This is a genomic window from Candidatus Pelagibacter sp. HIMB1509, from assembly GCF_052047855.1.
GTDB lineage: Bacteria > Pseudomonadota > Alphaproteobacteria > Pelagibacterales > Pelagibacteraceae > Pelagibacter.
Genome location: NZ_JBNAIU010000001.1, coordinates 1,223,965 through 1,249,810 on the forward strand (window position 1 = coordinate 1,223,965; position 25,846 = coordinate 1,249,810).

The following is a 25,846-nucleotide window of genomic DNA, read 5'->3' on the forward strand; positions in this document are numbered from 1 at the left end:
TGAAAAACGGGTTCGAAATTAAAATAAAATTTATGGATTTCTTTACTAAAATTCCAGTAATGGATAGGACAGCCTTAAGAGAGTTAAAAAAAGGTATTGATTTTAGCTTTAAAGAATTTTCACGAGCGTATGGAGATGGGATTGAAGGTTTTTTTGATCCCCTATTATATTTTTTAATTTGGCTAGAAAAACTTTTAGTAAATAGTCCTTGGCCTATTGTTATTGCAGTCTTTGCAATATTAGCGTGGATAGGTTCAAGAAGTATAAAATTAACTATTGGAACGATTGTTTGCTTTTTGATAATTGGCTATTTTGGTATGTGGAAAAACTGTATGGCTACTGTTGCCATTATATCAGTTTCTACTTTAGTTTGTATTGTAGTTGGAATTCCAATTGGAATTTTAATGTCTAAATCTTCAAGAGCTGAAAAAGCAATTTTACCCATATTAGATATGATGCAAACTATTCCAAGTTTTGTTTATTTAATTCCTATAATAATGCTACTCGGTATAGGAAAAGTTCCAGGGCTTTTAGCTGTTTGTATTTATGCCTTACCTCCAATTGTAAGGCTAACCAATCTGGGGATTAGAGAAGTAGATAAAGAAACTCTTGAAGCAAGTGAGGCATTTGGAGCAACTCCAATGCAGAAACTTAAATCTGTTCAAATTCCATTGTCACTTCCAACAATTTTTGCTGGAATTAACCAAACAATTATGATGGCTTTAGCAATGGTAGTGATTGCATCTATGATAGGTGTAAAAGGTCTTGGAGTGCCTATTTTGCAAGCAATTTCTAACCAATATTTAGCATTAGGAATGATGAATGGTTTAGCAATTGTGGCCTTAGCTATTATCTTCGACAGGGTCACTCAGCAGTACGGACAAAGAATTCAAAAGCACAGAGGTCAGCTGAAGAAGTAACTTTGGCTAAAACGAATTTTCTAGACTCATATTTCAAAATCAATAAAGATCCAAAATATGAATTTTTCTTTGGAGATAGGTCCTAAAACAGATCTTGAAACTGTGCCTCCATTAAGTGATGTCTATATCACTATGCTTCCAGGAGGAGATTATAAAGAAACTGCAGATAAAGCAGCAGAGCTTGTAAAAAAAGGATTTAATCCAGTTCCACATTTTCCAGCAAGATCTATGGGAAATGAAAATGAGCTTAAGGACTATGTTACACGATGTAAAGATGCAGGAGTTAAACAAGCTTTAATTATTGGAGGAGGAAGAGAGCCTCTTGGAAAATTTGATAGTTCATTTCAACTTTTAGAAACAGGTTATTTTGAAAAAATGAAAATAGGAATAGCTGGACATCCTGAAGGGAGTCCTGATATATCCGACACAGATTTAGAAAAAGCAATGATAGATAAAAAGCCTTACGCTGATTATATAGTAACTCAATGGTTATTAGATCCTCAGCCTATTATTGATTTTATTTCTAAACAAAGCGTACCAGTGCATGTTGGAATCACTGGGCCCTTAAAAATATCAAGCTTAATTAAATTTGCTAATATTGTTGGGGCAAAAAATTCCTTAAACTTTCTTAAATCTAATTTTAGTAAGGCGTTAGATTTATTGAAACCTAAAGACCCTAATGATTTAATTGGGAAAGTTAAATCGCACACTGATAACTTCCACATTTATACATTCGGCGGCTTGAAGGAAACTAACAAGTGGTTGAGGGAGAATAGTTATGTCTAATGAATTTGACTATACTAAATTAAAACATGTTACTTCTGTTGATCAATCAGACAGAGAAGTACCATATAACTTAAGACAAAGTGGACCAACAAAAGTTGAAATGTTAATTTCGACAAGGGTAAGAAAATCACCTTATTGGCATTTATCAATGCAGGCAGGTTGTTGGAGAGCAACTGTATACAATCGTATTTATCACCCAAGAGGTTATGTTAAACCTGAAGATGGTGGAGCTATGGTTGAATACGATGCTATCGTAAACCATGTAACAATGTGGAACGTTGCTGTTGAAAGACAAATAAGAGTTAAGGGTCCAGATGCAGAAAAATTTACTGATTATGTGATCACTAGAGATGCAACTAAAATTTCACCAATGAGAGCAAGATATGTAATCCTATGTAATGCTTATGGTGGAGTTTTAAATGATCCAATTCTTTTAAGAATTTCTGAAGATGAATTTTGGTTTTCATTATCAGATTCTGATATTGGTTTATATCTTCAAGGTGTAAATGCAGATGGAAGATTTGATTGTAAAATTGAAGAAATTGATGTGAGCCCAGTTCAAATTCAAGGTCCTAAATCAAAAGCATTAATGAAAGATTTATGTGGAGATCAAGTAGATTTCGATAATATGCCTTTCTACGGGTTAGCTGAAGCAAAAGTTGGTGGTAGAGATGTTGTGATTTCACAATCTGGTTTCTCAGGAGAAGCTGGTTATGAAATTTATCTAAGAAACTCTACTTTATATGCTGAAGATATGTGGAATGCTGTACTTGAAGCTGGAAAAAAACACAGCTTAATGGTTATTGCTCCTGCTCACCACAGAAGAATTCAAGCGGGAATTCTTTCATGGGGACAAGACATGGATCAACAACACAATCCGTTCCAATGTAATTTAGGTTATCAAGTTTCTTTGTCTGGAAAAGGAGAATGGAACAAAACCGCTGATTATGTTGGTAAGGCTGCACTAGAGAAGATGAAAGAGGAATTAAAAGCAGGTAAAAAACCATACAAACTCCAACTAGTTGGTATGGAATTAGGTGGTAAACCTATTGATAATTATGCACCTGACTTTTGGTTAGTTTCTCCTGAAAGTGGTGGAGATCCAGTAGGATTTTTAACATCACCATGGTGGCACCCTGAAAAGAAAACAAACATTGCAATGGGATACGTTCCTTTTGATGGAACATTGAATGCAAATGGTTTTCCAAAAGGAAAAGTAGGAACTAAATTTAAAGTTCATCTACCTGCAGAATATTCAGAAACTCCAGGGACACCTGTTGATGCTGTGGTAGTGGATATTCCATTCAAAGAGTCTTTCAACGCAAACACAAGAGAAGTTGTAAAAGGCTAAATTTATTTAGGGGGAGTTATTTAAACTCCCCCAAATTTCAATGACAAAAGGGTTTTTAATAGCAATTTGCATTATTATTGCGATTGCTTTAATAGTATTTCCATTAATTGTTTCTTATAAAGCTCAAAAAAATAAAAGAGATAAAAATTAATGTTTGGTGAATTTTTAAATATAGTTTTCAAATCAATAAAATTAGATAAGACACTTTATTCTGACAACAGAAATTTTGGTGAAGCTTCCATATATTTTGCAGGCTTAATAATGATTTTAGATGGAGTTGCTGGCGCAGTAGCAGCTAACACTGTCATTAAAACTGCAATAGGAATGTCAGGCCTAACAGCAATAGTTACTTGGTTAATATGGGCGATCTTCATTTTTGTAATAGGTGTTAAACTTTTTCCAGATAAACAAACTAAAGTATCATTTAAAAAAGTTCTAACCGCAGTTGGTTTTGCTCATGCTCCTGGTTTACTAAGATTTTTTGCAGTAACTCCAGATTTAATGATACCTATAATTTTTCTTACTCAATTTTGGATTTTTGCAGGTTTAATCATTTCAACGAAAGAAATTTTAAATTTAAAATCTAATTTTAAATCTTTTGGTATAGTGTTGTTATCTTTTTTGATAATAGCTTTTCTGTCAATTACTTTCGTAATGAGTAGAATGAACATGCTTCCAACTAATCAGATTAGCTAGATTGGAAAAATAGTTTTAGAAACTCTACAAGATTTACAAATTTTAAAGCCAGTTAAAATTAAATTTTGAGATACACTCTTATCCTCTTCTCTACACTCATCACAAATATTATTTAAATCTTCAATGTTAACTTGATCCTTAATTTCATCAAAATTATCAGTCATTATCTGTCAGACCTGCGCCTGCCCCACTTTGTTTTAAACTCTCAGTCTCTTCGACAAAAGTATCTTCAGATAATTTGTACAAATTCTTCCACTCTTCCTCTGAAAAATTATCAATATTTTCCAGAAAACTGATCTCTAAATGATTTGCAACAGACGGAAATTCGTTATTAGCAATATTAGAATAGATATTTAAATTTAAATTTAAAATAATTTCTTTTTTATCAAGATTTATGTGAATTTTTTTACCAATAATTTCTGATGCTCTGCTTACAAAAGCTAAAAATATTGAAGGGTGAGCAACGTTATTTAGTTCAATTTTTTTAAAAGATTCTAAAGATTTTGATTGATCCAAAAAACTAACTCCAAGGATTATTGGACAATAAGATTTTGCTGGAGGTTGATTTTTTTCTAATATTAGATTTAAATTTTGAAAACTATTTTCTTTTCTTTCAGAAAAATATTTATTTATGTGCTTTATACCTGGAAGACCAAAGGACTCTAATAGTCTTACGCACTTTGCTGTTTCTTCAGCAACTCCCCATGAATATCCAATAGCTTTTGTTGCTCTTTTAACAGTAGTTTCAATTTCACTTAATGATTTCATGTTAAATATTAGTTTTATAAACCCACTGCTCATCGTAATTTTTTAATTCATGAGGTAAGGGTGCTCCTTGAAACATACAAATTCTCAACCACTTGTCAGATCTTGGGTCAAATTTTAAAGCCCCAAAGAAAGATAGCTTCAATCTCAACATATCAATGGGCATTATATTTTTTCCAATTGTATTATCTTGAATTTCTGAATAAGGAAATTTTTCAACTATAAAAACTCTTCTAACAACATGTCTTAAATCAGAGTTTTTTATTAAAAAGTCAGATACAGTTTGACTATTTTTAGAAACCAATAATATTTCATAAAGTTTTTTTATATCCCTAGCTATCGCTAAAGGTTGTTCTAATTCTGAACCATATTCTTCAAATCTATCAGCTAATCTTGGTTCTTCTTTATTTTTTGAGATAAACCAAAAATTTTGATTATTTTCTTTTTTTTCAAAATTAATTTCTAAAATATTTGGATATTTTTTCTCAATTATATTTCTTAAATCTTCAACAGTTCGATGAGCTGGTATGTTAAAATGTTTTTCTTCATCAGAGCTCATTTCTTTTACTAAAGGCTCAGTTATTTCACTATATGGTTCCATCATAATGGATACAACATATTCAATACATTCTTCACATGTTTCTTGCTCAAGCCACTCATAAATACTATTGAAAGGATGTTCCCTTGTAAAATCAAAATCATTCTCAATGAATTTCAAAAATTTTTGAACATCTTTTAGTAGATTATTAATTTTATTTTTTTGATACTCACTATCAGTGTTCCAGCTTGTGATATTTGTTAATGATTTTTTTACACAATCAACAAACAGTTCACTATCTTTTTTATTTACATCTTTAATTTCTCTAATTTTTTTTAATGCTATTTCTCTACTTAAGATCCAGTTATTTAAAAGTGTTGGATGATTAACAATAAAGGGGGCCATTCCTAATCCAGTAGAATTTCCAATACCTAGATTTTTAGAGATTTGCTCGTCTAGTTTGACTGCTTTTTTTGGGTTCTTGTGATAAGCAACATGATTTACTTGGTCAAAAGTGAACTGTCTTACAAGATAAACCAGCATCATTTCTAATCTAAATGGTCCGTTTATTTCCTCACGATTTTTTATTCTAAACCTATCTGCTAAACCAAATTTACCAGATCCATAAACAGCAGTAGTTCTGTATAAATAACCAACTTTTGATAATAAATTTAAATCTGGTTGCAATCCTTGACTTAAACTCTCTGTTACATGATTAAATAAACGTACAGATTTATTCGCTCTTGATAATGTAAGTTCTTTATACGAAAGTCTTCCGACTTCTTGTTTGGGAACTTCATTTTTTAATCTTTCAATATCTTTTTTGCCTGGTACACCATCATGAAGTGTAAAAGCTGCATCCCACTTAGTAGCTATAACCCTGTCTGATCTTTCTTCATCTTCTATATGATTTGCAAAACAAACTAATGAATAAACTCTTTTGTCCTTTTTAAATGAATAAACTGCCTCACCATAACCATTTTCATCTAAATTAAACAAATCTTGTTTATATTGCCAGTCTTTAAATTCATTCAAAAAACTTCTTAAAAAAGATAATTTTGATTGATGAAATGATCCTAAACGAGATAATTTCATAATTGTATTTGGGTCTCTTAGTTCTACTTGCATAACTTAAATTGATTTATAAAAATTGTACCAATTATTTCCTAGTATTCCATGTGTCTCATCATCTGAAAATCCAATCTTTTTGAGACCTTTTTCTATATTTGTAAATCCTCTTGTGTCTTCAAACCAATCAGGTTGTTTTGGAAAGCCTGGTTTATTTTTTGATCCTTCTCCATAATTTTTAGTTTTGGTCCAAGTACCATTTCTCATCCACTCAACTACGCTGTCAGGTTGATCAAGACAAAGATCAGACCCTATACCAATTTTACTTGCTCCCATAATTTCTGCAGTCTTTGCCACCATTTCACAAAAACTATCAAGAGTACAATTAGTATTTTCTTTCAAGTGATGTGGATATAAAGATAAACCTAACATTCCTCCACTATCACTTAGCATCTTAAGCAAATCTGAAGATTTGTTTCTTTTTGCAGCATGCCAAAAAGAAGGGTTTGCATGTGTAATTGCAATTGGTTTTTCACTTATTTCAATTGCATCCATTGTGCTTTTTTCTGCAGAGTGAGACATATCAACAACGATGCCTACTCTATTCATTTCTTTTATTGCTTCTCTTCCAAAATTAGTTACTCCGCTATCAATTTTTTCATAGCAACCGGTAGCAAGTAGAGATTGATTGTTGTAAGTTAGTTGCATAAATCTGCATCCAAGTTCATGAACTTTTTCAACCAAACCTATGTCATCCTCAATTGGTGAACAGTTTTGAAAACCAAAAAATATTGCAGTTTTGTTTTCAAGCTTTGCTTTTTCAATATCTTTAAAATCTTTTCCCAGAAATATAAGATCAGAATTTGATTCAAAAATTTTTTCCCACTTATTTAATTCTATTAGTAGTTCATCATAATCTTCATGATAAACTATTGTTACATGCACTGCATCTAAACCTGCGGCTCTGTTTATTTCAAAAATTTTTCTAGACCAATTGCAATATTGCAAATTATCAATTTTAAAATTCATTACTGATTAAGATTAATCAATCTAAAATGAAATACTATTAATTTTATTGAAATTTTTGATGAATTTTGAAATAAACATGAAAACCATTTTCATGAAAAAAAATACTAATAAAAAAGTTTCAATAGTTATGGGTAGTCAATCAGATTACAAAACTATGCAATTAGCAGAAAAAACTCTTAAACAATTAGGTGTTTCGTTTGAAACTAAAATTGTTTCAGCTCATCGTACTCCAAAAAGAATGTATGATTTTGCATTAATGGCAGAAAAAAATAACATTGGGGTTATTATTGCTGGTGCTGGCGGATCGGCACATTTACCAGGAATGATTTCTGCATTAACTCAAATTCCAGTTCTAGGAGTGCCAATTGAAAGCAAAAAACTAAAAGGTTTAGATAGTTTACTGTCTATTGCTCAAATGCCAAAAGGAATTCCTGTCGGTACTTTAGCAATTGGAGAAGATGGTGCTATTAATGCTGCTCTACTTGCAGCTGAAATAATGGCGATTAATAATTCATCGGTCAAAAAAAAGTTAAAAAATTGGAGATCAAAGCAAACTCAATCTGTTAAAAGAACTCCAAAATAGAAATGTCTAATATTACTCTTGGAATTATTGGAGGCGGTCAATTAGGAAGTATGCTTGCAATTGCTGCAAAAAAATTAGGGATAAAGATAATAATCTTTTGTGATGATTTAGAAGCTCCAGCTCAAAATTTTTGTGATGAATTTATTGGTGCAAAATACAACGATAAAGAAAAAATAAATGAATTTGTAAACAAAGTTGATATCGTAACTTTTGAATTCGAAAACATACCATATGAAACATTAAGTGATATCAACAAGTTCAAACCAGTTTTACCAAAACCCTCAGTAAATAGATTAATTCAACATAGGTTAGCAGAAAAAGATTTTGTAAATAAATTAAATATAAGAACGACTAGATACGTCTCTGTTGAAAATGAATCCGAGTTTGGTGTACTTGAAGATTTTTTACCAGGTATAATAAAAACTACTACATTGGGCTACGATGGCAAAGGACAACATCCTGTATCATCAATAGAAGAATTAAGAAATCTTAAATTAGATTTATCAAAAGGATACATTTTAGAAAAGTTAGTTAAGCTTAAAAAAGAGATATCGGTAATTATAACTAGGTTTGGTAATAATAAATTTGAAATTTACGAACCTATAGAAAATACCCATGAAGATCAGATCTTAAAACATTCTAAAATACCTGCAGATATAAATGAAAAAATATTTAATCAATCTAAAGATTGGGCAATACTTATTGCTGAAGAACTTAAATATGTTGGTACTCTATGTGTAGAATTTTTTATAGATAGAAATGATAATCTTTATGTAAATGAAATTGCTCCAAGGGTTCATAATTCTGGACATTTAACAATTAATGCTTTTAATGTAAGTCAATTTGAAAATCACATCAGAGCTGTTTGTGGACTTGAACAGATACCTTTAAAAAAATTATCAAATGCAAAAATGATAAATTTACTAGGAGATCAAATATCTCACTATAGAAATTCTCCAAAACTTAAAGATAATGAATTCTTTTTTGATTATTTAAAAAAAGAAATTAAAGATAAAAGAAAAATGGGTCATATCACTATTCTGGAATAATATGTTAAAATCAATTGAGGGAAATTTTGATGATCCAGAAGTTCACAAGCTTTTAACCAAGCACTTTGTAGAACTTAGAGCTGCCTCACCTGAGGGAAGTGCTCATGTTTTAGACATTCCTGGTCTTAAAGTTCCATCAATTAAATTCTGGAGTTTATATAACAATGATCAATTAATGGGATGTGGTGCATTAAAATTTTTAGATACAGGTCACGGAGAATTTAAATCAATCAGAATTCATGACAATTTTAGAAAAAAAGGACACGGTGTTATTGTTATTAATCATCTAATAAGTGAGGCAAAAAAATTAGATATTAAAAAATTAAGTATTGAAACAGGTGCTGGAGACTTTTTTATTCCAGCTAGAAAACTCTTTAAATCTTGTGGTTTTGAGCCTTGTGAACCTTTTGCTCATTATAAAGAAGATGTTAATTCTGTTTATTTGACTAAATTGATTGCTACAGATTGACAATAAGATCGAATAATTTCTCTATTTTGTTGACAAAACTCTTTAAAATCTAAAGAAAGCCAGAATTACTTAATTATAAATTTTAAGTAATAATTAATATAACAAAAAGTAAGAAGAAATAATATGAGTCTAACAGGTAAAGTAAAATGGTTCAATCCAACCAAAGGTTTTGGTTTTATTGAAAGAGAAGACAAAGAAAAAGATGTGTTTGTACATGTTTCGGCAGTAAGAGATGCTGGTATGAACGGTTTAGATGAGGGTCAAGCTTTGACTTTCGATGTTGAAGATGGTCCTAAAGGTCCTTCAGCAGTTAACTTAAAAACTGCATAATTTCACACTTCCTATTGGCTGAAAAAATTTTTTTTTTAATAAACAATTTTATTCAGCCAGTACCAAATCTTATAAAAAACAACTTTTAGTCAAAAAATTTAATTATATAAGTTGTATTTAAAATAATAAAAAATTTATGATCGGAATTTTAGGTGGAATGGGTACTCAAGCTGGTCTTGATTTTTGCAATAAGCTTGCAGTGCTAAATAGAGGTAAAATTGATCAAGAGTATCCTTTGTTTGTTTTATACAACAAATCAAATATTCCAGGAAGACCAGAGTCTATAGGTACTCAAACAAAAAACTTATCAAATCTAAATACAAATAAATCCAATAAAACAAAATATAATAAAGTTTTAAAAAGTCTTCTTGAAGGTTGTAAGTTATTAGAAAAGAATAAATGCAAATTTATTGTTATCCCTTGTAATACAGCACATTATTGGTTTGATGATCTACAAAAAAAAATCAATATCCCAATTATAAATATGCCAAAAGAAGTTTTTAAATTTACAAAAAAGAATTGTAAAAAAAATTCAAAAGTTGGTTTATTGGCCACTGAAGGTACTTTAAAAACTGGAGTGTATAATAAATTTTTTGATCAGAGCTATCAATTGGTTAATCCATCTGAAAATCTTCAAAAAAATTCAGTAAATAAGGCAATCAAGTTTGTAAAAATGGGCAATGTTAGAGCTGCCGAAAAAGCTATCAAACCAGCTATAAAATATTTGCTTAAAATGAAATGTAAAAAAATAATTTTAGGTTGTACTGAGTTGCCAATTGCAATATTTGCCTTTAAATCATTCAAGAATATTAAATCTTCAAAAATATTTTTGGATCCAAATTTAATTCTTGCTCACTCTGCAATGCAGAAACACAAAAGATAAAGAGTGACATCTAAAATTGATAAACCCTATGTTTTAAGAGTTGCTGAACTAATATATTCAAAAATAATTGAGATAAAAAACAAAAATCCTGAAGTTAATAACATCCAAGCATTCGAGATTTTCATGACAACAAAAGATTATGATTTTATTAGCTCAGGAGAATTTCATGAAAATTGGATATCTGAATTAAAAGATAACAATTTTATTGATAAAATTACTGGTAAGAAAATTAATGAAGAAACATTAAGACTTTTAGACATTCAAAAAGATTCTATGGTTAAATTTTTGCTTAAAATACCAAAATTGTATTATACAAAAACTCATTTCCCTTTGGAATTGTCTCAAAGAGCCTTTAATCATCTTTGGAGAGTTTGTGAAAGTTACGAAATGTGGTGTAAAGAAACTAAGCAAAAAAATTTGATTAAATTAAATTTAATTGATTAAATTTAAATTTATTAATTACAGTGATTAAGGTATTCCCATTTATATTTATTTTACTTTGGTCATCCGCATTTATAACTACAAAACCAATCATTGATTACAGCGATCCTTTTGCTGCATTAGCCTTTCGATTTGCACTCGTAGCATTTGGTTTTTTAATTTTTTCTATCTACTCAAGGCAGAAAATAATTGTAAGTAAGAAAAATTTTTTACAATCTTTTTTTAGTGGAGTTCTTTTTCATGGATTTTATTTAGGAGGTGTTTTTTATTCAATTTCTATTGGAATGCCTACTGGCCTTGCTGCTTTAATTGTAACTCTTCAGCCAATACTAACTAACGCATTAAGTGGACCAATTCTTAAAGAGAAGGTTTCTATTAAACAATGGATAGGTGTTTTATTGGGATTTGTTGGAGCATCATTGGTTCTCGGTTTTGAAATTGGGTCAAAAATTCCAACTGCTGGATTAATTGCAACCATTATTGCTTTGATAGCAATAACAAGTTCAACTCTTTGGCAAAAAACAATAAGCAACAACCTACCCTTATCAGTAAGTAATATGAACCAAGCACTTGGAGGTTTTTCATTTCATATATTAATTATAATTTTCTTTGCTGATCCTTACATTGAATTTTCAAAAACATTTATAATTGCAATGAGTCATCAAATTTTTTTAGTGTCCTTTGGAGCATTCACAATACTGATGTTTCTAATTAAAAAAAATTCTGCAAGTAAAACTGTTTCGATATTTTTTTTAATTCCGCCAACCTCTGCGTTCATGGCATGGTTATTTTTAAATGAGAAATTATCTAATTTAGATCTTTTAGGATTTTTTATAGCTACTATTGGTGTTTATATTGCTACTAGAGATAAATAATTACTTTGCAATATATCCAAATTCTAAAGATGCGTCTGTTATTGAGTGATAAAGAGACTCACCAAAACTTCTTAATCCAAATATTCTAAATTTATCTGGATTATCATCAAGCATATCAATAGTGACTGACATTCCATTATAACTAGAATTCAAACATTGATTTTTTTCTAGCTCACCAAAATTAAATGGGCATCCTTTTTTTAAAACTTCCTTAGCCTCCTTACCTTCAATTTCAATTATTGCTTTTGAGTGAGATATGTCTGTTATTGCAAATTCATTGTCATTAAATTTCTGCTCTATTTCATTTAAAATATCTTTTTTGTTGGAAACTAAAAGCCAATTTCTTGGACCGTTCCAAAGTATTCTTGTGTTATCATTAGAGCTAACTAAAGATGGATTGTCTCTTAAATTTAGGCCGTCTACCTGCATGTTGTCTAATGATGAATTTGAACTTTTATACTGAACTATCTGTACAATTAATAAATTAGTAGTTTCAGATATTGAAAGTAAATTTTTATCATCTTTACCCTCAAAATCTCCAAATTGACCTTTTGCATGCACATTATTTAAAGCTGAAATTAAACTCATGATCTAACTCTTTCTCCTTTTGGATCAACATAATGTGATGAAACTATTTCTACTGGAATAACTTTGTTTTTTAATGGAGACATTACAAATAATTTTTCTCCAATCATATTTTTTCCATCTTTTAATATTGCTAATGAAAATGGATTATCATGCTCAACACTCCAACAAGAAGCTGAGATATGACCTAATTTTTTATTCGGCAAAGGTGCATTAGCGTCTTTAACTAAGTGTGAACCTTCTGGAATACTAGTTTTTTTATCCAATGGAACAACGCCTACAATTCGTTGTCTATCTTCAGCTACAAAAGCTGCTCTCTGTAGAGATCTTTTTCCAATAAAATCTTTCTTTTTGCTCAATAACCCTTCTAAAGCATTGTCGTAAGGAATTGTTCTTCCATCTAATTCAGAACCTGCAACATGTCCCATTTCAATTCTAAGTGTAGACAATGCTTCAGTTCCATATGGTTGAATTTGAAACTCTTCTCCAAGTTCAATTATTTTTTCCCACATAAATCTTCCGTTATCAGACTCCACATTAACTTCGTAAGCTAATTCACCTGAGAATGAAATTCTGAATATTCTTGCTTTAACACCAAATAAATCACCCTCGACATATCCCATAAACGGAAGACCTTCATTAGATACATCTGTTTTAGGGAACAATTTCTGTAATAAGTCTCTTGATTTAGGACCAGCTATGGCAGCTCCTGCCCATTGCTCAGTTGTTGAAACTACATTTACATTAAGTTCAGGCCAAACAAGTTGCAAATAATACTCTAAATGCGAAAGCACATTCGCTGCTTGAGCAGTAGTTGTTGTCATGTGATAGTGGTTTTCTGAAATTCTAGTAGTTGTACCATCATCCATCACTATCCCATCTTCTCTTAACATCACTCCATATCTTGCTTTTCCAACAGGTAACTTCAACCATGCATTTGTGTATACTCTGTTTAAAAATTCAGCAGCATCAGGACCTTTAACGTCGATCTTACCAAGTGTCGTTACATCACAAACACCAACATTTGTTCTTACATTTTTCGCTTCTCTTTTTGAAGCTTCGAACAAAGTTTCGTTTCCTCTTTTATAGTATCTTGGTCTTAACCAAACTCCTGCATCAACAAAAACAGCGTTATGCTCTTCATGCCAATTGTGAATTGGAGATTTTCTTGTTGGTTTTGAATGCTTTCCTACTTCTCTACCAACAATAGCACCTATGGAAATAGGTGTATAAGGAGGTCTAAAAGTTGTGTGGCCAACGGACGGAACAACTTTATTTTCAATCTCAGATACTAATTGTAATCCATTTAAATTACTTGTTTTTCCTTGGTCTGTTGCCATACCTAAAGTGGTATATCTTTTTACATGTTCGATTGATCTATAACCTTCTCTTAATGCAATCTCTACATCAGAAACAGCAACATCATTTTGAAAATCTAAAAATCTTTTATAACTTTTACCTTTTGGTAATGGAACACACCAAAACTTATCATGTTTAGAATATTTTTTTTCAACTACATTTGGAATAGATATTTCGTTATCTTTCTCAGTAATTTTTTTTGATAATTCTTTTCCTTTTTCAAATGATGTTTTTAAAGTTTCTTCTAGTGTAAATACACCATTAGCAGCTCCTAAAGTTGTTTCATTTTGTTTTGAAACTCCTGGAACAAACGCGTCTATCTCTTCATTAAATTTAGTTTTATTTCCTGATTGTGATGCCAAATGAATTGTAGGTGTCCAAAATCCAGAAACACATATACAGTCACAATTTATATTCTCTATTTTGCCAAGTGTTTTCTTGTCTTCAGAAATAGTTGCCACATCAGCTGATTTTACTTTTTTATAGCCTTGTGCTGCAACTACCACATATGAATTTTTAATATTAATTCCTAAATTTTTTGCTTCATCAATAATTTCTGATTGTGGATTTGATCTTGAATCTAAAACTATAGGCTCAACTCCATGTTTTTTAAATTCAATTGCAGCTTCATAGCCACTATCATTATTTGTAAATACCAAAGGTTTTTTTCCAACCAAGACACCATAAACTTTTAAATATTCTTTAGCTGCAGATGAAAGCATTACTCCAGGAGTATCATTGTTTCCAAAAACAATTGGTCTTTCAATTGATCCAGATGAAATTAAAACTTCTTTTGCTCTAATGTACCAAAGTCTTTTGTTTGGATGATATTTTTTAGTTTTAGGTAAATGATCACTAACTTTTTCAGACATTACCAACATATTGTGATCATAGTATCCAAAAACTTGAGATCTATTTTTTACTGTTACATTCGGCATCTCTTTTAACTCTGAGATGATACCGTCTGCCCAATCTTTTCCCGATTGGTTACCGATATTCACATCACTCGTTAATAATGAACCACCGTATCTTGGTTTGTCCTCAGCCAAAATTACTTTGGCTCCATTTTTGGCTGCAGAATAAGCGCTCGCTAAACCTGATGGTCCAGATCCAACAATTAAAAGGTCACAGTACTCATATTTATGTTCATATCTCTCTTTATCGTGTTTTGTTGAAGCTACACCTAATCCAGCTGCTTTTCTAATAAATGGCTCATAAATTTTGTACCAAAAGCTTTTTGGCCACATAAAAGTTTTATAATAAAATCCTGCAGGTAAAAATATTTTTAAAAAATTGTTTATTGCTCCAATATCAAAATTGACACTTGGCCAACAATTAACACTGCTTGCCTCTAATCCTTCAAATAATTCTTGTTCAGTTGCTTTAATATTTGGCTCCGTTTCACCATTTCTATAAAGTTGAACAACTGCATAAGGTTCATCAACTCCTGCACCAAAAAACCCTCTAGGTCTATGATATTTGAAACTTCTACCAACTAAATGAACTCCATTTGCAAGTAAAGCTGAAGCTAATGTATCGCCTTCATATCCAAAATAAGATGTACCGTTGAACTTAAAAGAAATTTTTTTATTTCTATTAATTAAGCCACCTGTTTCTATTCGATAACTCTGAGTCATTAAGCAATTTCTTCGTTAGCTTTATAAGTTTTAAAAATTTCGTGTGTTGCAGTATCTCTTTCAACTTTTATCCACTGTCTGCAACCAGATAAATGCTGCCAAAGTTCTAAATGTTTTCCTCTGGGACTAACTCTATTGTATACGAAATTATCCCATTCTTGATCTGTAACTTCTTTATTTAGTTCTGGTCTTTTAACAGTAGCATCTCCACCATAAGAAAATTCATTTTGAGATCTCATTCCACAATGTGGGCATTTAATATGTAACATTTATGAAATCCAAGTTTTTGTACCAAGACCTTTTTCATCAATAAGATGACCAGTACTAAATCTGTTCAAACTGTATCCTGCATTTAATTCATGAACTCTATCTTGAGCAATAGTATGTGCAAATGTCCATCCTGATGCTGGAGTTGCTTTAAAGCCTCCGTAACACCATCCGCAATTTAAATACAAACCATCAATATGAGTTTTATCAATTATTGGTGAACCATCCATTGACATGTCCATAATCCCACCCCAAGTTCTTAGCATTTTTAATTTACTTAAAAATGGCATCATCGCAATTCCTTCAGTTAAAACATGTTGTAATGTTGGAAGATTACCTCTTTGAGCGTAACTATTGTAACCATCGAGGTCTCCACCCATTACCATTTCACCTTTGTCTGATTGACTAATATAAAAGTGACCTGCACCAAAAGTTACAACTTTATCTAAAACTGGTTTCACTGGTTCAGAAACACAAGCTTGTAAAAGATGTGTCTCAATTGGCAAAGTCATATTTAATTTTTCAGCTAAAATATTTGTGCTACCTGCAACGCATAGACCAACTTTTTTTGCCTTAATATTTCCTCTAGATGTTCTGATCCCTTTTATTTTTCCTGCAGAAACATCAAAACCTGTGACTTCACAATTTTGAATTATATCTACCCCCATCGAGTCTGCTTGACGCGCGTACCCCCAAGCAACCGCATCATGACGAGCAGTTCCAGCACTTGGTTGCATCAATCCACCAAAGATTGGAAACCTTACGTTATCTGAAAAATCAGCCATTGGAATTAATTCTTTTACTTCTTCTCTATTTAAAAGAACTGCATCAATTCCGTTTAATCTCATCGAATTTCCTCTTCTTGCGTATGCATTCATTTGTGCATCTGAGTGTGCAAGATTAATAATTCCTCTTGGAGAAAACATTACGTTGTAATTTAAGTCCTGACTCATCTTTCTCCATAGATCCATTCCGAACTCACTGAAAAGACCATTTTCATCATGCATGTAGTTTGATCTGATAATTGTAGTGTTACGTCCAACGTTTCCACCGCCAATCCATCCTTTTTCAATGATAGCTACTTTTGTAATTTGATGTTCTTTAGCTAGATAATATGCGGTAGCTAGACCATGACCACCACCCCCGATGATAACAACATCATACTCTTCTTTAGGATTTGGATCTTTCCAAGCTAAATCCCAATTTTGATGGCCAGTTAATGCATTTTTAACTAAGCTAAAAATAGAATACTTTTGCATAACAGAATTTTATATTAATGAATTTAAATAGTTCTTATTTTTTTTATATATATATTTTAGAAGTTTCGAAAAATCTCAAATAAGATAATTATTATGCAAAAAAATTTACAATAAAGGATAACGAATGAGCGAAGTAAAATCAGATATACAGATAGCTAGAGAAGCTAAAATGCAACCAATAAATGATATTTTAGCAAAGATAAATGTACCTGATGAAAGCTCTGCGTTTAGTCCTATGGGCAGACATATTGCAAAAATAAATTTAGAATATTTAGAGCAGCTAAAAGATAAGCCAGATGGAAAATTAATTTTAGTAACTGCTATAACTCCAACTCCAGCAGGTGAAGGGAAAACTACAACTTCAGTTGGATTAAATGATGGTTTAAATAAAATTGGAAAAAAATCTATCGTATGTCTTAGAGAACCAAGCTTAGGTCCTTCTTTTGGTATGAAAGGTGGGGCAGCTGGTGGAGGTTATGCACAAGTCGTTCCAATGGAACAAATCAATTTACATTTTACAGGTGACTTTCATGCAATTACATCGGCTCATAATTTATTATCAGCATTAATCGATAATCATATTTATTGGGGAAATAAATTGGATATCGATGTTAGAAGAATTGTTTGGAAAAGAGTTATGGACATGAATGATAGATCGTTAAGATCAATAAATATAAATTTAGGTGGTGTAGCAAATGGTTTTCCAAGAGAAGATGGTTTTGATATCACAGTTGCATCAGAGATAATGGCAATCTTTTGCCTATCAAATGATTTGGAAGATTTAGAAAAAAGAATTGGAAATATCACTATTGGGTACACTAGAGATAAAAAACCAGTTTACGCAAAAGACTTAAATGCTCAAGGTCCTATGACAGTTCTTTTAAAAGAAGCTATCAGACCTAATGTTACACAAACTTTGGAAAACAATCCTGCAATTATTCATGGTGGTCCGTTTGCGAATATTGCTCATGGTTGTAACTCCGTTATCGCAACTAAGACTGGTTTAAAATTAGCAGACTATGTTGTAACTGAAGCGGGATTTGGTGCTGACCTTGGTGCAGAAAAATTTTTAGATATTAAATGTAGAAAATCAAATTTAAAACCAAGCTGTGTTGTAATTGTTGCAACTATAAGAGCTTTAAAAATGCACGGTGGTGTCGCTAAAGATGATTTAAAAAATGAAAATGTTGAAGCTTTAAAAAAAGGGTTAGTAAATTTAGAAAGACATATTCAAAATGTTAAAAAATTTGGTTTACCTGTAGCTGTAGCAGTTAATCATTTTATAAAAGATACTGATAATGAAGTGAAAGCACTTATAAATTTTTGTGATAATTTAGGTGTTAAAGCTAGTCTATGTACTCATTGGGCAAATGGTGGTGAAGGTACAAAAGAATTAGCAGCTCATGTTTCAGAATTATGTGGAAAAGATGAAGCTAAATTTCAATTTTTATACGAAAGCAAAACACCTTTGTTTAAAAAAATAGAGACTATTGCAAAAGAAATATATAGAGCAGATGAGGTAATCGCTGATACAAAAATTAGAGATCAACTTAAAAACTTTGAAGAAGCTGGATATGGTGATTTACCAATTTGTGTTGCTAAAACTCAATACAGCTTTTCAACAGATCCAAATCTTAAAGGAGCGCCCACAGGTCATGCTTTACCGGTAAGAGAGATAAGGTTATCATCAGGAGCAGAGTTTATTGTGGTTATTTGCGGTGCAATCATGACTATGCCTGGATTACCAAGGGTTCCTGCAGCAGATTCAATTAAACTAAATGAAAAAGGTGAGATTGAAGGATTATTCTAAATTAAGATAATCTAACCAATTCTCTAATTCTCTCATTCTGGAAATTTTATCTAATTTTTTGTTTTCTATTTCTATATTTTTAATGTGATCATCAATATGATTTTGGTCTTTAAAAGCACCACGTTCTATAAGTCTATCTTTTCTAAAAATAATTAAGTTAATCATTTTATTGTATGTAATTTCTGGATGATACTGAAGGCCCCACACATCACAATTTCCAATTTTAAAATTTAAACCTTGAACTTTATTAATTGGGTTCGAAGCTAGCAGTGTTGAATTTTCTGGAAGAGTTACAACTTCATCAAAATTAAATGCTGGAGTATTAAACTTTTTATTTTTGTTTTTATATAATGGATGATTTAAACCATTTTCATTAATTTCAATATCTCTTGCAATCCCTCTATGTGACCCCTTCTCAGCTTTTTTTACTTCACCACCAGCAGCAGTTACTGCAACTTGCATTCCCCAACAAATCGCTAAAACTTTTTTAATTTTTTTCTGACATTCCTTCATAAATTCTATTTGTCTTAAAATTTCAGATGTCTTGTTATAAATATTTAAACTACTTCCACCCCAAATAAGACCATCATAACTGTCTAATGGGTCAATATTCTCGCTTATATTCTCATCTGAAGATGGATTAACTACATCTATATTTAGTTGATCAGTAAAATGAGAAAGACTATGTTTTAAGCTTTCTGTATGAGTTTGAATACCAGCTTCTGTAAAACTTTGATTTTCCTCTTGTAAATTACCTTCTACTACCAAAATTTTCTTCATTAAAATAACTCTCCTGAAATACTTTTTTTATACATTTCTTTTAAATCATCTTTTGTTATTTTTTTTGGATTGCCTCCTGTAGATGGATCTTCAAATGCCATTAAAGAGAGTTTTTCTAAATCAATTTCATTACAGTCCATAACATCTGAAAGTTTATGAGGGATCTTTAATTCTTTACGTAAATCTAATATCCATTCTAAAAAGCTTTCAAATGTACTATTTAGATTAAGAAAATTACAAATAGATATAATTCTTCTTTCAATAACTGATTTATTGAAAGTTAAAACATAAGGCATAAATATCGCGTTACTTAAACCATGATGTACATCAAACTGTGCATTTATTGGATGACTTAGAGAATGTATTGCACCAAGACCCTTTTGAAAAGCAGTAGAGCCCATGCTGGATGCTGCTAACATTTCAGATCTAGCTTCTATGTTTGTACCATTTTTATAAACCTCTATTAAAGAATTTTTAATTAACCTCATACCCTCAAGCGCGATACCATCTGCCATTGGGTGAAATCCAGGTGCACAAAAAGCCTCGAGATTGTGAGCAAGTGCATCCATTCCTGTTGCAGCTGTTATTCTTGGTGGAAGATCTTTGGTTAAATTTGGATCTAAAATTACAATAGAAGGTAAAATTTTTGGATGAAAAATTATTTTTTTTATTCCTGTTTCTTCATTGATGATGGCTGAAGCTCTTCCTGTTTCTGAGCCTGTTCCTGCGGTAGTTGGAACCGCTATAATTGGAGAAATTTTATTTCCATCAGCTCTTGTCCAATAATCACCTATATCTTCAAAATCCCATATAGGTCTTTTTTGACCACACATAAAAGCTATTCCCTTTCCGACATCTAATGCACTACCTCCCCCAAAGGCAATTACTCCATCACATTTTCTTTCTACATATAAAGAGACCCCATCCATTACGTTTTTTCCAGTTGGGTTTCCTGAAAATTGTGAAAATACTTGTAAATGATCAAAGTCTTTTTTTAATTTTTCAATTACTTTTGAAGTCATTGGTAGATTTAAAAGATCCTTGTCAGTTACAAAAAGTGGACTTTTAATTTTTAAGTTTAAACAAGCGTTTGCAAGATCTTCTATTTTATCTGCTCCAAACCAAATAGTAGTAGGATAATTCCAATTCATATTATTTATAAAGGATATATTTATTTGATTAATTAATCACTTAAAAATTAATTATTTATTAAATCTAAATATAATGCAGCAGACCAAGAAAAATTATTAGCTCCATAAGGAGTTCCCGATTTACAACTATAGTATTCATGAAAATCCTTTTCATGTATTATATTTAAAGTGTGTAATTTTATTTTATTGGCAAATTCAGGATCTTTTTCTAATAATCCTTTGTATAAAATCCAATTACAATTAATCCAAACAGGTCCTCTCCAATATCTTATCTCCTCAAAATATTTACTATCAGGTTTTATCGAAGAAAAAAAATATTTTTCATTCAAATTATATTCTTTTAAACTTTGAATTACCGAGTTATTTATTTCTTCATTTTGCAAATCTGCAAACAATATGAAATAATTTGTAATTGAAGGGATTTCTAATGATTGCTTATTTAAAACATCGTATGAATAAAACGAATTATCATTTTGATTATACAGACTAATCAATTTACTTTCAGTTTTTGTTATTTTTTTTTTAATTGAAGTACATTCAATATTATTTTTTGATGCAATATAGACTAGATCTTTACAAGCTTTCAGAAACAATGAATTAAAACCTATATCAGCGACATTAAACATTGAAATATCATAGAGTTTTTCAGGATTATATTTTTCATTTCTGAACTGATTTAAAAGAGTAATGTAACAATCATAATCTCTTTTAAGTGGTCGTACGTCACTGCTTGAAACATCTAAATCTCTTCTTTTGTATTCTAGATTGTCTTCAATTAAAATTTTACTTAAAGGAAAATCCCATAAAGGTGAATTATCTGTTCCACTTTCCCACGGATGCAATATAGAAACTAAACCAATATCATTTGGGTCTCTAAATTTAAAAAACCATTCTAAATAGTTTTTTGTTTTTTTTATTAAGTTCAAAATTCTTTCCATTTCACTAGAACTAAATTCATGCTTATCCAACATTAATTTTAAAATACTTGATACTATAGGTGGTTGAGTTATTCCAGATGATGGAATTTTATCGCCACACTGCCAAGTATTATGATTGGGAAAATAATTTTCATCCTTTTGATGAAACAAAATATGAGGAACCATACCGTCTGACCATTGTCCTTCAAACAACTTCTCTAACTCAACTATTGCGTATTCTTTATTAAAATATGAATAACCAAGAGCAATATAAGCTGAGTCCCAATTCCATTGTGCTGGGTATAACTTATTATTTGTAGGCAGAGTATATCCCTCACGCCTATTATTTAATAAAATATTTTCAGCTTCTCTTTTTAACAAACTCATTAACCCTTAACGCTCCCTGATGTTAATCCACTAACTAAATATTTTTCAAAATAAACAAAAATAAATAAAATTGGTAAGGTTACAACAACTGAACCAGCCATCAAATATTGTCTAGGCGTTTCAGCCCCTACATTTAAAAACTGTATTGCTCTTGATAATGTAAATGAGCTAGGACTATCTAAAAACATTAGTGAAAATAAAAACTCATTCCAGGCAATCATAAATACATATAATGCTACAGAGGCAATTGCTGGTAAACTTAAAGGTAAAATAATTTTAACTATTATTCCAAACCAATTTTGTCCATCCATTATACCTGCTTCTTCAAGTTCTTTTGGTATACTTTTGAAATATCCTTGGAGCATATAAATTGCAACTGGCAGTGTTGTAGCTGTATAAATAATCAATAATCCAAATACAGAATTTCTTAAACCTAACTGGCTAAAAACAGTGTAGAGAGGAATTACAAGCACTATCGCAGGAAACATATATATAATTAAAATAGAGGTAGATAAAAAGTGTTTTCCAAAAAAGTTCAATCTTGCAACTGCATAAGCTGCTGGGATCCCAAGTAATAAAGTAATTATAACCGTGCCTACTGAGACAATTGAACTATTAAGCATGTACCTGCCAAAATTATATTCGGTAAAAACTATAATATAGGATTTGAATAAGGTTTTTATATCTTGTGTTAAATCAACACTGAAATCTAAAGGATTAATTAATAAAAGAGCTTGAGTTTTGAAACTTGTTACTAACATCAAGTAAAATGGGAATAAAATTACAAAAGAAAAAAAGATTATTCCAAACAAAGTTAAAAAATCAAAAAATATAATTTGTGCTGAAAAATCGTAACTAAAATGTTTCTTGTTATAATTAAATAACTTATTAACAAAAAATAATAGGATCAAAAATGTACCTATATAATGCCAAATAGGTAAAGAACTATTATTAAAATAATCAATCAATACAAACACAGATGCTAATAAAATTACTTTAAATAACCTATTTAATTTTTCACTTAAGAAAATTGAAATAATAGAAATTATAATTCCACTTAAAAAATAAAAATTGAAATTTAAAGTTTTAAGTTCAATTCCTTGTAAAGTAGAAAGAATTTTCCAAATAGATATTAAAGAAAATAAAAAAAATGAAGAAATTAAACTGAAAGTAATAATTGATTTAACTCTCATTGGCTCTTTTTCCTATCAGTTTAAAATAAATTAACATGAAAAATAAAAGTAATAGTACAATCACCATTGATACAGCAGATCCCATACCAATATTTCCTATTGAAAATCCCTGTTCATAAACATTTATTGGGAGTGTTCTGGTACCTGATGCACCACCTGTTAATAGAAAAATATCTTCAAACTTGTTAAAATTCCAAATAAATCTAATCATAAATAAAATTGAAATTACTGCTGTAATCTGCGGCAATGTTATATTCATAAATTTGGTGTAAGGACCTGCTCCATCAATATCTGCTGCCTCATAAAGTTCTTTAGGAACTGCTTGAAGTCTTGCTAAAATAAAAAGGAAAGCTAAAGGAAAATATCTCCAGATTTCAAAGATAATAACAGTTGTTAGCGCTAATCTTAATTTAAATTCAAAACCGAAAACAAAAATAGATACATACTTTTGACCTAACAAATTTATTGGCTTATCTATAATATTATAATTCAGCAGCAGGTTGTTTAAAGTACCGCTATTAGGATCTAATAAAAGCTCCCAAGTAAATGCCAAAGCCACAACTGGAGCTACATAGGGAAACAATAACGTACTTCTAACAAAGCTTCGACCTCTAAACTTTTGATTTACCATTTGGGCTGACAAAATTCCAAAAACAATTGCACCCACAGTTCCAAAAAAAGTATAATAAAATGTTGTTAATAATAAATCTTTAAATTCATAGTTTGTGATTACTTTTTTAAAATTTGACAAAGTAAAATCACTTGTCAAAAGAATGTTATCTGCTTTTCCTTTTAAATAAGGTTTATTTAATTTAAATTGTTTTTTATCAATTTTTTCACCATTTTTTGTTTCAAAAAAAATTACAAATTGCTCTCTGTATTTTTTTGACCAATTACCAAAATCACACTGAACTTTATTTGAAAGAAACTTACATCTCTGATCTAAATCAATTGGGTTAACATTGCTTGGGAATTTATCCTGGAATTTAACATCTCTAATATCTTGAATTAAGGAACTATTTCTTAATTTATAAATAATCTCAATTTTTGTATCTTCGTTTTTAATAGATTTGACTATTTTTTTTGCTCTTGGCTCTGGAATTCTTATATCTTTTAATTGAACTTCTTTAAAACTAATCCAAACGTTTGAAAATATTGGAAATAATACTATTGCAAATACAATTAGAACTGCTGGCAAAGTTAAAGCATAAGCAGTTCTTTTTTCTATTTTTGAAAGTGAATTACTCATAAAAAAAGCGGATAATTAATATTATCCGCTTTTTTATAAAATTAAAATTAATTGAACTGTGCTAATGCAGTATTGATCATATCAACTGCTTCATCAACATCAATTTGATCATCAATATATAGTCTTGTTATTCTATTAATGAATTGAGAATTGATAACTTTAGAAGCTCTAGAAAGTTCACCTTCTTTAACTCCCCATCTGCTAGCAGTATCTAAACCAGCTACAATATTATCGATAACATCTGCTGAATAAAGATCAGTTAATGGAGCTTTTCTATCCACTCCAACTGGAAGTTTTGACCAAGCTTTAGTATATGCAGCTGGATCACTTGCATTACCTCTTCTTACAGGAAATTTCCCTTCAGGAGCAATTGCTAAAGTTGAAGTATATCCTTCATCCATAGAATAAAGAATAAACTGTTTGGCCTCATCCGTATCTGCATCTGCTGTTATACCAAAGTATCTTACGTCTGCCCAAGCAGCACCTTTTTTATTGTTCGGTCCACTAAAGTTTGTGATGAAACCAGTTTTTGATGCTAACTCACTTGATGTTGGATCATCATTTATTGTCGGAGGAGCAGAATCTCTTAACCCTGCTAACTCATCCATAATAAATGGAGACCAAATAATCATTGGAGTTTTACCTGCAAAATAAAGTTCTCTAGATTGTTTCCAGTATAATTCGCCTTCTGGACTAGCTTTTGCAATTGTTTTGTAAAACTCTAAAGCTTTTTTAAGTTTGTTTCCTTGTTTTTTAATACCACCTTTTTTAACTACGTTAACTCCATTAGCCAATAATACATGTTCTAAAACCTGACTCATAAAGTTTTCGTCTGTTTTTGTAGCAGCAACAAATCCAAACATATCATTTGATGACAGCGTTTCTATTGCTTTAGTGATATTTGCATAACTAGTTGGTGGCTCTAAACCAGCTTTCTCAAAAAGATCTTTTCTATAAACGATCATTTGAGTCCAACCATCAACTGGAACAGCAGCAATTTTTGATCCTTGCTTAGCCATATTTAAAGCACCAGGTGCAAAAGTTTTCTTACCTAATTCTTTAACAACATCATTGTTAGCATCAACATCTAAAATTCCTGCTTCAGCCCATGGCAATACATATTGTAGTGTATGATAAATTACATCAGGTAAATCACCTGCTGCAGCTGCAGCTGTTGCTCTTTTACCTAATTCTTTTTCATCAATTGGAATAACTTCAACTGCAATACCAGTTTTTGCTTCAAAGGCTTTAGCCATATCTTCTTGCTTCGCCATTCTTGCTGGTTGAGTTTCAGTTGTCCAAAACTTGATATCTGCAAAAGCAACATTGTTTATAAAAAATGTTACAGCAGATAATAATATTAAAGTTTTTTTAAACATAATTACCTCTTGTTAATTATTTTTTTTAAACCTTAATATTTTTTAGAAAAAATTTCTTATGCAATAGTGTCATCCCTGTTATGAGGTAAT

At 30.6% G+C, this 25,846-nt stretch carries 26 protein-coding genes; 12 read left to right on the forward strand and 14 right to left on the reverse strand.

What is annotated here, in order from left to right:
* Positions 1-32 precede the first annotated feature (32 nt).
* From ACTTBO_RS06650 to ACTTBO_RS06665, 4 genes are all read left to right on the forward strand, one after another.
* On the forward strand, positions 33-920 hold the full coding sequence (locus ACTTBO_RS06650) for an ABC transporter permease (protein WP_440614127.1): 888 nt from the start codon (positions 33-35) through the stop codon (positions 918-920).
* 57 nt (positions 921-977) lie between these two features.
* Entirely contained in the window at positions 978-1,706 is a 729-nt protein-coding gene (locus ACTTBO_RS06655; protein WP_440656919.1) for a methylenetetrahydrofolate reductase, read from the forward strand.
* On the forward strand, positions 1,699-3,057 hold the full coding sequence (locus tag ACTTBO_RS06660) for an aminomethyl transferase family protein (RefSeq protein WP_440656920.1): 1,359 nt from the start codon (positions 1,699-1,701) through the stop codon (positions 3,055-3,057). Before ACTTBO_RS06655 ends, ACTTBO_RS06660 begins: the two co-directional genes overlap by 8 nt.
* Before the next feature lie 150 nt (positions 3,058-3,207).
* Positions 3,208-3,753 (forward strand): hypothetical protein, encoded by a 546-nt coding sequence (locus tag ACTTBO_RS06665; RefSeq protein WP_440614125.1) that lies wholly within the window; start codon positions 3,208-3,210, stop codon positions 3,751-3,753.
* On the opposite strand, the gene ACTTBO_RS06670 is transcribed toward ACTTBO_RS06665, so the two are convergent.
* The 4 genes from ACTTBO_RS06670 to ACTTBO_RS06685 are packed head-to-tail and all read right to left on the reverse strand — an operon-like array spanning position 3,750 to position 7,153.
* On the reverse strand, positions 3,750-3,917 hold the full coding sequence (locus ACTTBO_RS06670; RefSeq protein WP_440656921.1) for a hypothetical protein: 168 nt from the start codon (positions 3,915-3,917) through the stop codon (positions 3,750-3,752). The two genes, ACTTBO_RS06665 and ACTTBO_RS06670, sit on opposite strands and share 4 nt — an antisense overlap.
* Positions 3,910-4,521 carry a DUF3726 domain-containing protein gene (locus ACTTBO_RS06675; protein ID WP_440656922.1) on the reverse strand — a complete coding sequence of 204 codons (612 nt, stop codon included), beginning with the start codon at positions 4,519-4,521 and terminating at the stop codon, positions 3,910-3,912. Before ACTTBO_RS06675 ends, ACTTBO_RS06670 begins: the two co-directional genes overlap by 8 nt.
* Before the next feature lies 1 nt (position 4,522).
* A complete protein-coding gene (locus ACTTBO_RS06680; RefSeq protein WP_440656923.1) occupies positions 4,523-6,184 on the reverse strand; it encodes a hypothetical protein in 1,662 nt (553 codons plus the stop codon).
* 3 nt (positions 6,185-6,187) lie between these two features.
* Positions 6,188-7,153: a membrane dipeptidase gene (locus ACTTBO_RS06685; protein WP_440656924.1), complete on the reverse strand. Its 966-nt coding sequence runs from the start codon at positions 7,151-7,153 to the stop codon at positions 6,188-6,190.
* A 91-nt stretch (positions 7,154-7,244) separates the two neighbouring features.
* Here ACTTBO_RS06685 and purE point away from each other — a divergent pair, with 91 nt between their 5' ends.
* The 7 genes from purE to ACTTBO_RS06720 all read left to right on the forward strand — a co-directional run bounded on the left by purE (position 7,245) and on the right by ACTTBO_RS06720 (position 11,783).
* On the forward strand, positions 7,245-7,736 hold the full coding sequence (gene purE / locus ACTTBO_RS06690) for a 5-(carboxyamino)imidazole ribonucleotide mutase (protein ID WP_440656925.1): 492 nt from the start codon (positions 7,245-7,247) through the stop codon (positions 7,734-7,736).
* 2 nt (positions 7,737-7,738) lie between these two features.
* Positions 7,739-8,785, forward strand: a complete 1,047-nt coding sequence (locus ACTTBO_RS06695) for a 5-(carboxyamino)imidazole ribonucleotide synthase (protein ID WP_440656926.1) — start codon at positions 7,739-7,741, stop codon at positions 8,783-8,785.
* A 1-nt stretch (position 8,786) separates the two neighbouring features.
* Positions 8,787-9,254 (forward strand): GNAT family N-acetyltransferase, encoded by a 468-nt coding sequence (locus tag ACTTBO_RS06700; protein ID WP_440656927.1) that lies wholly within the window; start codon positions 8,787-8,789, stop codon positions 9,252-9,254.
* Positions 9,255-9,377: 123 nt separating this feature from the next.
* Positions 9,378-9,584 (forward strand): cold-shock protein, encoded by a 207-nt coding sequence (locus ACTTBO_RS06705; RefSeq protein WP_075506166.1) that lies wholly within the window; start codon positions 9,378-9,380, stop codon positions 9,582-9,584.
* Positions 9,585-9,720: 136 nt separating this feature from the next.
* A complete protein-coding gene (locus ACTTBO_RS06710; protein WP_075506167.1) occupies positions 9,721-10,467 on the forward strand; it encodes an aspartate/glutamate racemase family protein in 747 nt (248 codons plus the stop codon).
* A 3-nt stretch (positions 10,468-10,470) separates the two neighbouring features.
* Complete coding sequence (locus ACTTBO_RS06715) at positions 10,471-10,911, forward strand: hypothetical protein (protein WP_440656928.1); 441 nt, start codon at positions 10,471-10,473, stop codon at positions 10,909-10,911.
* A gap of 20 nt (positions 10,912-10,931) precedes the next feature.
* Positions 10,932-11,783 (forward strand): DMT family transporter, encoded by an 852-nt coding sequence (locus tag ACTTBO_RS06720; RefSeq protein WP_440656929.1) that lies wholly within the window; start codon positions 10,932-10,934, stop codon positions 11,781-11,783.
* Here ACTTBO_RS06720 and ACTTBO_RS06725 read toward each other — a convergent pair whose 3' ends face one another.
* The 4 genes from ACTTBO_RS06725 to ACTTBO_RS06740 are packed head-to-tail and all read right to left on the reverse strand — an operon-like array spanning position 11,784 to position 16,890.
* Positions 11,784-12,371 carry a sarcosine oxidase gene (locus tag ACTTBO_RS06725; RefSeq protein WP_440656930.1) on the reverse strand — a complete coding sequence of 196 codons (588 nt, stop codon included), beginning with the start codon at positions 12,369-12,371 and terminating at the stop codon, positions 11,784-11,786.
* On the reverse strand, positions 12,368-15,364 hold the full coding sequence (locus ACTTBO_RS06730; protein WP_440656931.1) for a sarcosine oxidase subunit alpha family protein: 2,997 nt from the start codon (positions 15,362-15,364) through the stop codon (positions 12,368-12,370). Before ACTTBO_RS06730 ends, ACTTBO_RS06725 begins: the two co-directional genes overlap by 4 nt.
* Positions 15,364-15,633: a sarcosine oxidase subunit delta gene (locus tag ACTTBO_RS06735; protein ID WP_075506172.1), complete on the reverse strand. Its 270-nt coding sequence runs from the start codon at positions 15,631-15,633 to the stop codon at positions 15,364-15,366. Before ACTTBO_RS06735 ends, ACTTBO_RS06730 begins: the two co-directional genes overlap by 1 nt.
* Positions 15,634-16,890 carry a sarcosine oxidase subunit beta family protein gene (locus ACTTBO_RS06740; RefSeq protein WP_440614112.1) on the reverse strand — a complete coding sequence of 419 codons (1,257 nt, stop codon included), beginning with the start codon at positions 16,888-16,890 and terminating at the stop codon, positions 15,634-15,636.
* A 124-nt stretch (positions 16,891-17,014) separates the two neighbouring features.
* Here ACTTBO_RS06740 and ACTTBO_RS06745 point away from each other — a divergent pair, with 124 nt between their 5' ends.
* Positions 17,015-18,700, forward strand: coding sequence for a formate--tetrahydrofolate ligase (locus tag ACTTBO_RS06745; protein ID WP_440656932.1), 1,686 nt, complete (start codon positions 17,015-17,017; stop codon positions 18,698-18,700).
* Here the strand turns inward: ACTTBO_RS06745 and ACTTBO_RS06750 are convergent.
* The 6 genes from ACTTBO_RS06750 to ACTTBO_RS06775 are packed head-to-tail and all read right to left on the reverse strand — an operon-like array spanning position 18,692 to position 25,756.
* A complete protein-coding gene (locus tag ACTTBO_RS06750) occupies positions 18,692-19,480 on the reverse strand; it encodes a type 1 glutamine amidotransferase (RefSeq protein WP_440656933.1) in 789 nt (262 codons plus the stop codon). The genes ACTTBO_RS06745 and ACTTBO_RS06750 overlap by 9 nt on opposite strands.
* Positions 19,480-20,640 carry an iron-containing alcohol dehydrogenase gene (locus tag ACTTBO_RS06755; RefSeq protein ID WP_440657130.1) on the reverse strand — a complete coding sequence of 387 codons (1,161 nt, stop codon included), beginning with the start codon at positions 20,638-20,640 and terminating at the stop codon, positions 19,480-19,482. The genes ACTTBO_RS06750 and ACTTBO_RS06755 overlap by 1 nt, the downstream gene beginning before the upstream one ends.
* A gap of 38 nt (positions 20,641-20,678) precedes the next feature.
* The gene (locus ACTTBO_RS06760; RefSeq protein WP_440656934.1) at positions 20,679-21,935 is read right to left on the reverse strand and encodes an MGH1-like glycoside hydrolase domain-containing protein; all 1,257 of its coding nucleotides are present in this window, start codon (positions 21,933-21,935) and stop codon (positions 20,679-20,681) included.
* On the reverse strand, positions 21,935-23,128 hold the full coding sequence (locus tag ACTTBO_RS06765) for a carbohydrate ABC transporter permease (RefSeq protein WP_440656935.1): 1,194 nt from the start codon (positions 23,126-23,128) through the stop codon (positions 21,935-21,937). Before ACTTBO_RS06765 ends, ACTTBO_RS06760 begins: the two co-directional genes overlap by 1 nt.
* On the reverse strand, positions 23,118-24,377 hold the full coding sequence (locus ACTTBO_RS06770; protein ID WP_440656936.1) for a carbohydrate ABC transporter permease: 1,260 nt from the start codon (positions 24,375-24,377) through the stop codon (positions 23,118-23,120). The genes ACTTBO_RS06765 and ACTTBO_RS06770 overlap by 11 nt, the downstream gene beginning before the upstream one ends.
* Positions 24,378-24,424: 47 nt before the next feature.
* Positions 24,425-25,756 (reverse strand): ABC transporter substrate-binding protein, encoded by a 1,332-nt coding sequence (locus ACTTBO_RS06775; protein WP_262590406.1) that lies wholly within the window; start codon positions 25,754-25,756, stop codon positions 24,425-24,427.
* Between the last annotated feature and the right edge of the window lie 90 nt (positions 25,757-25,846).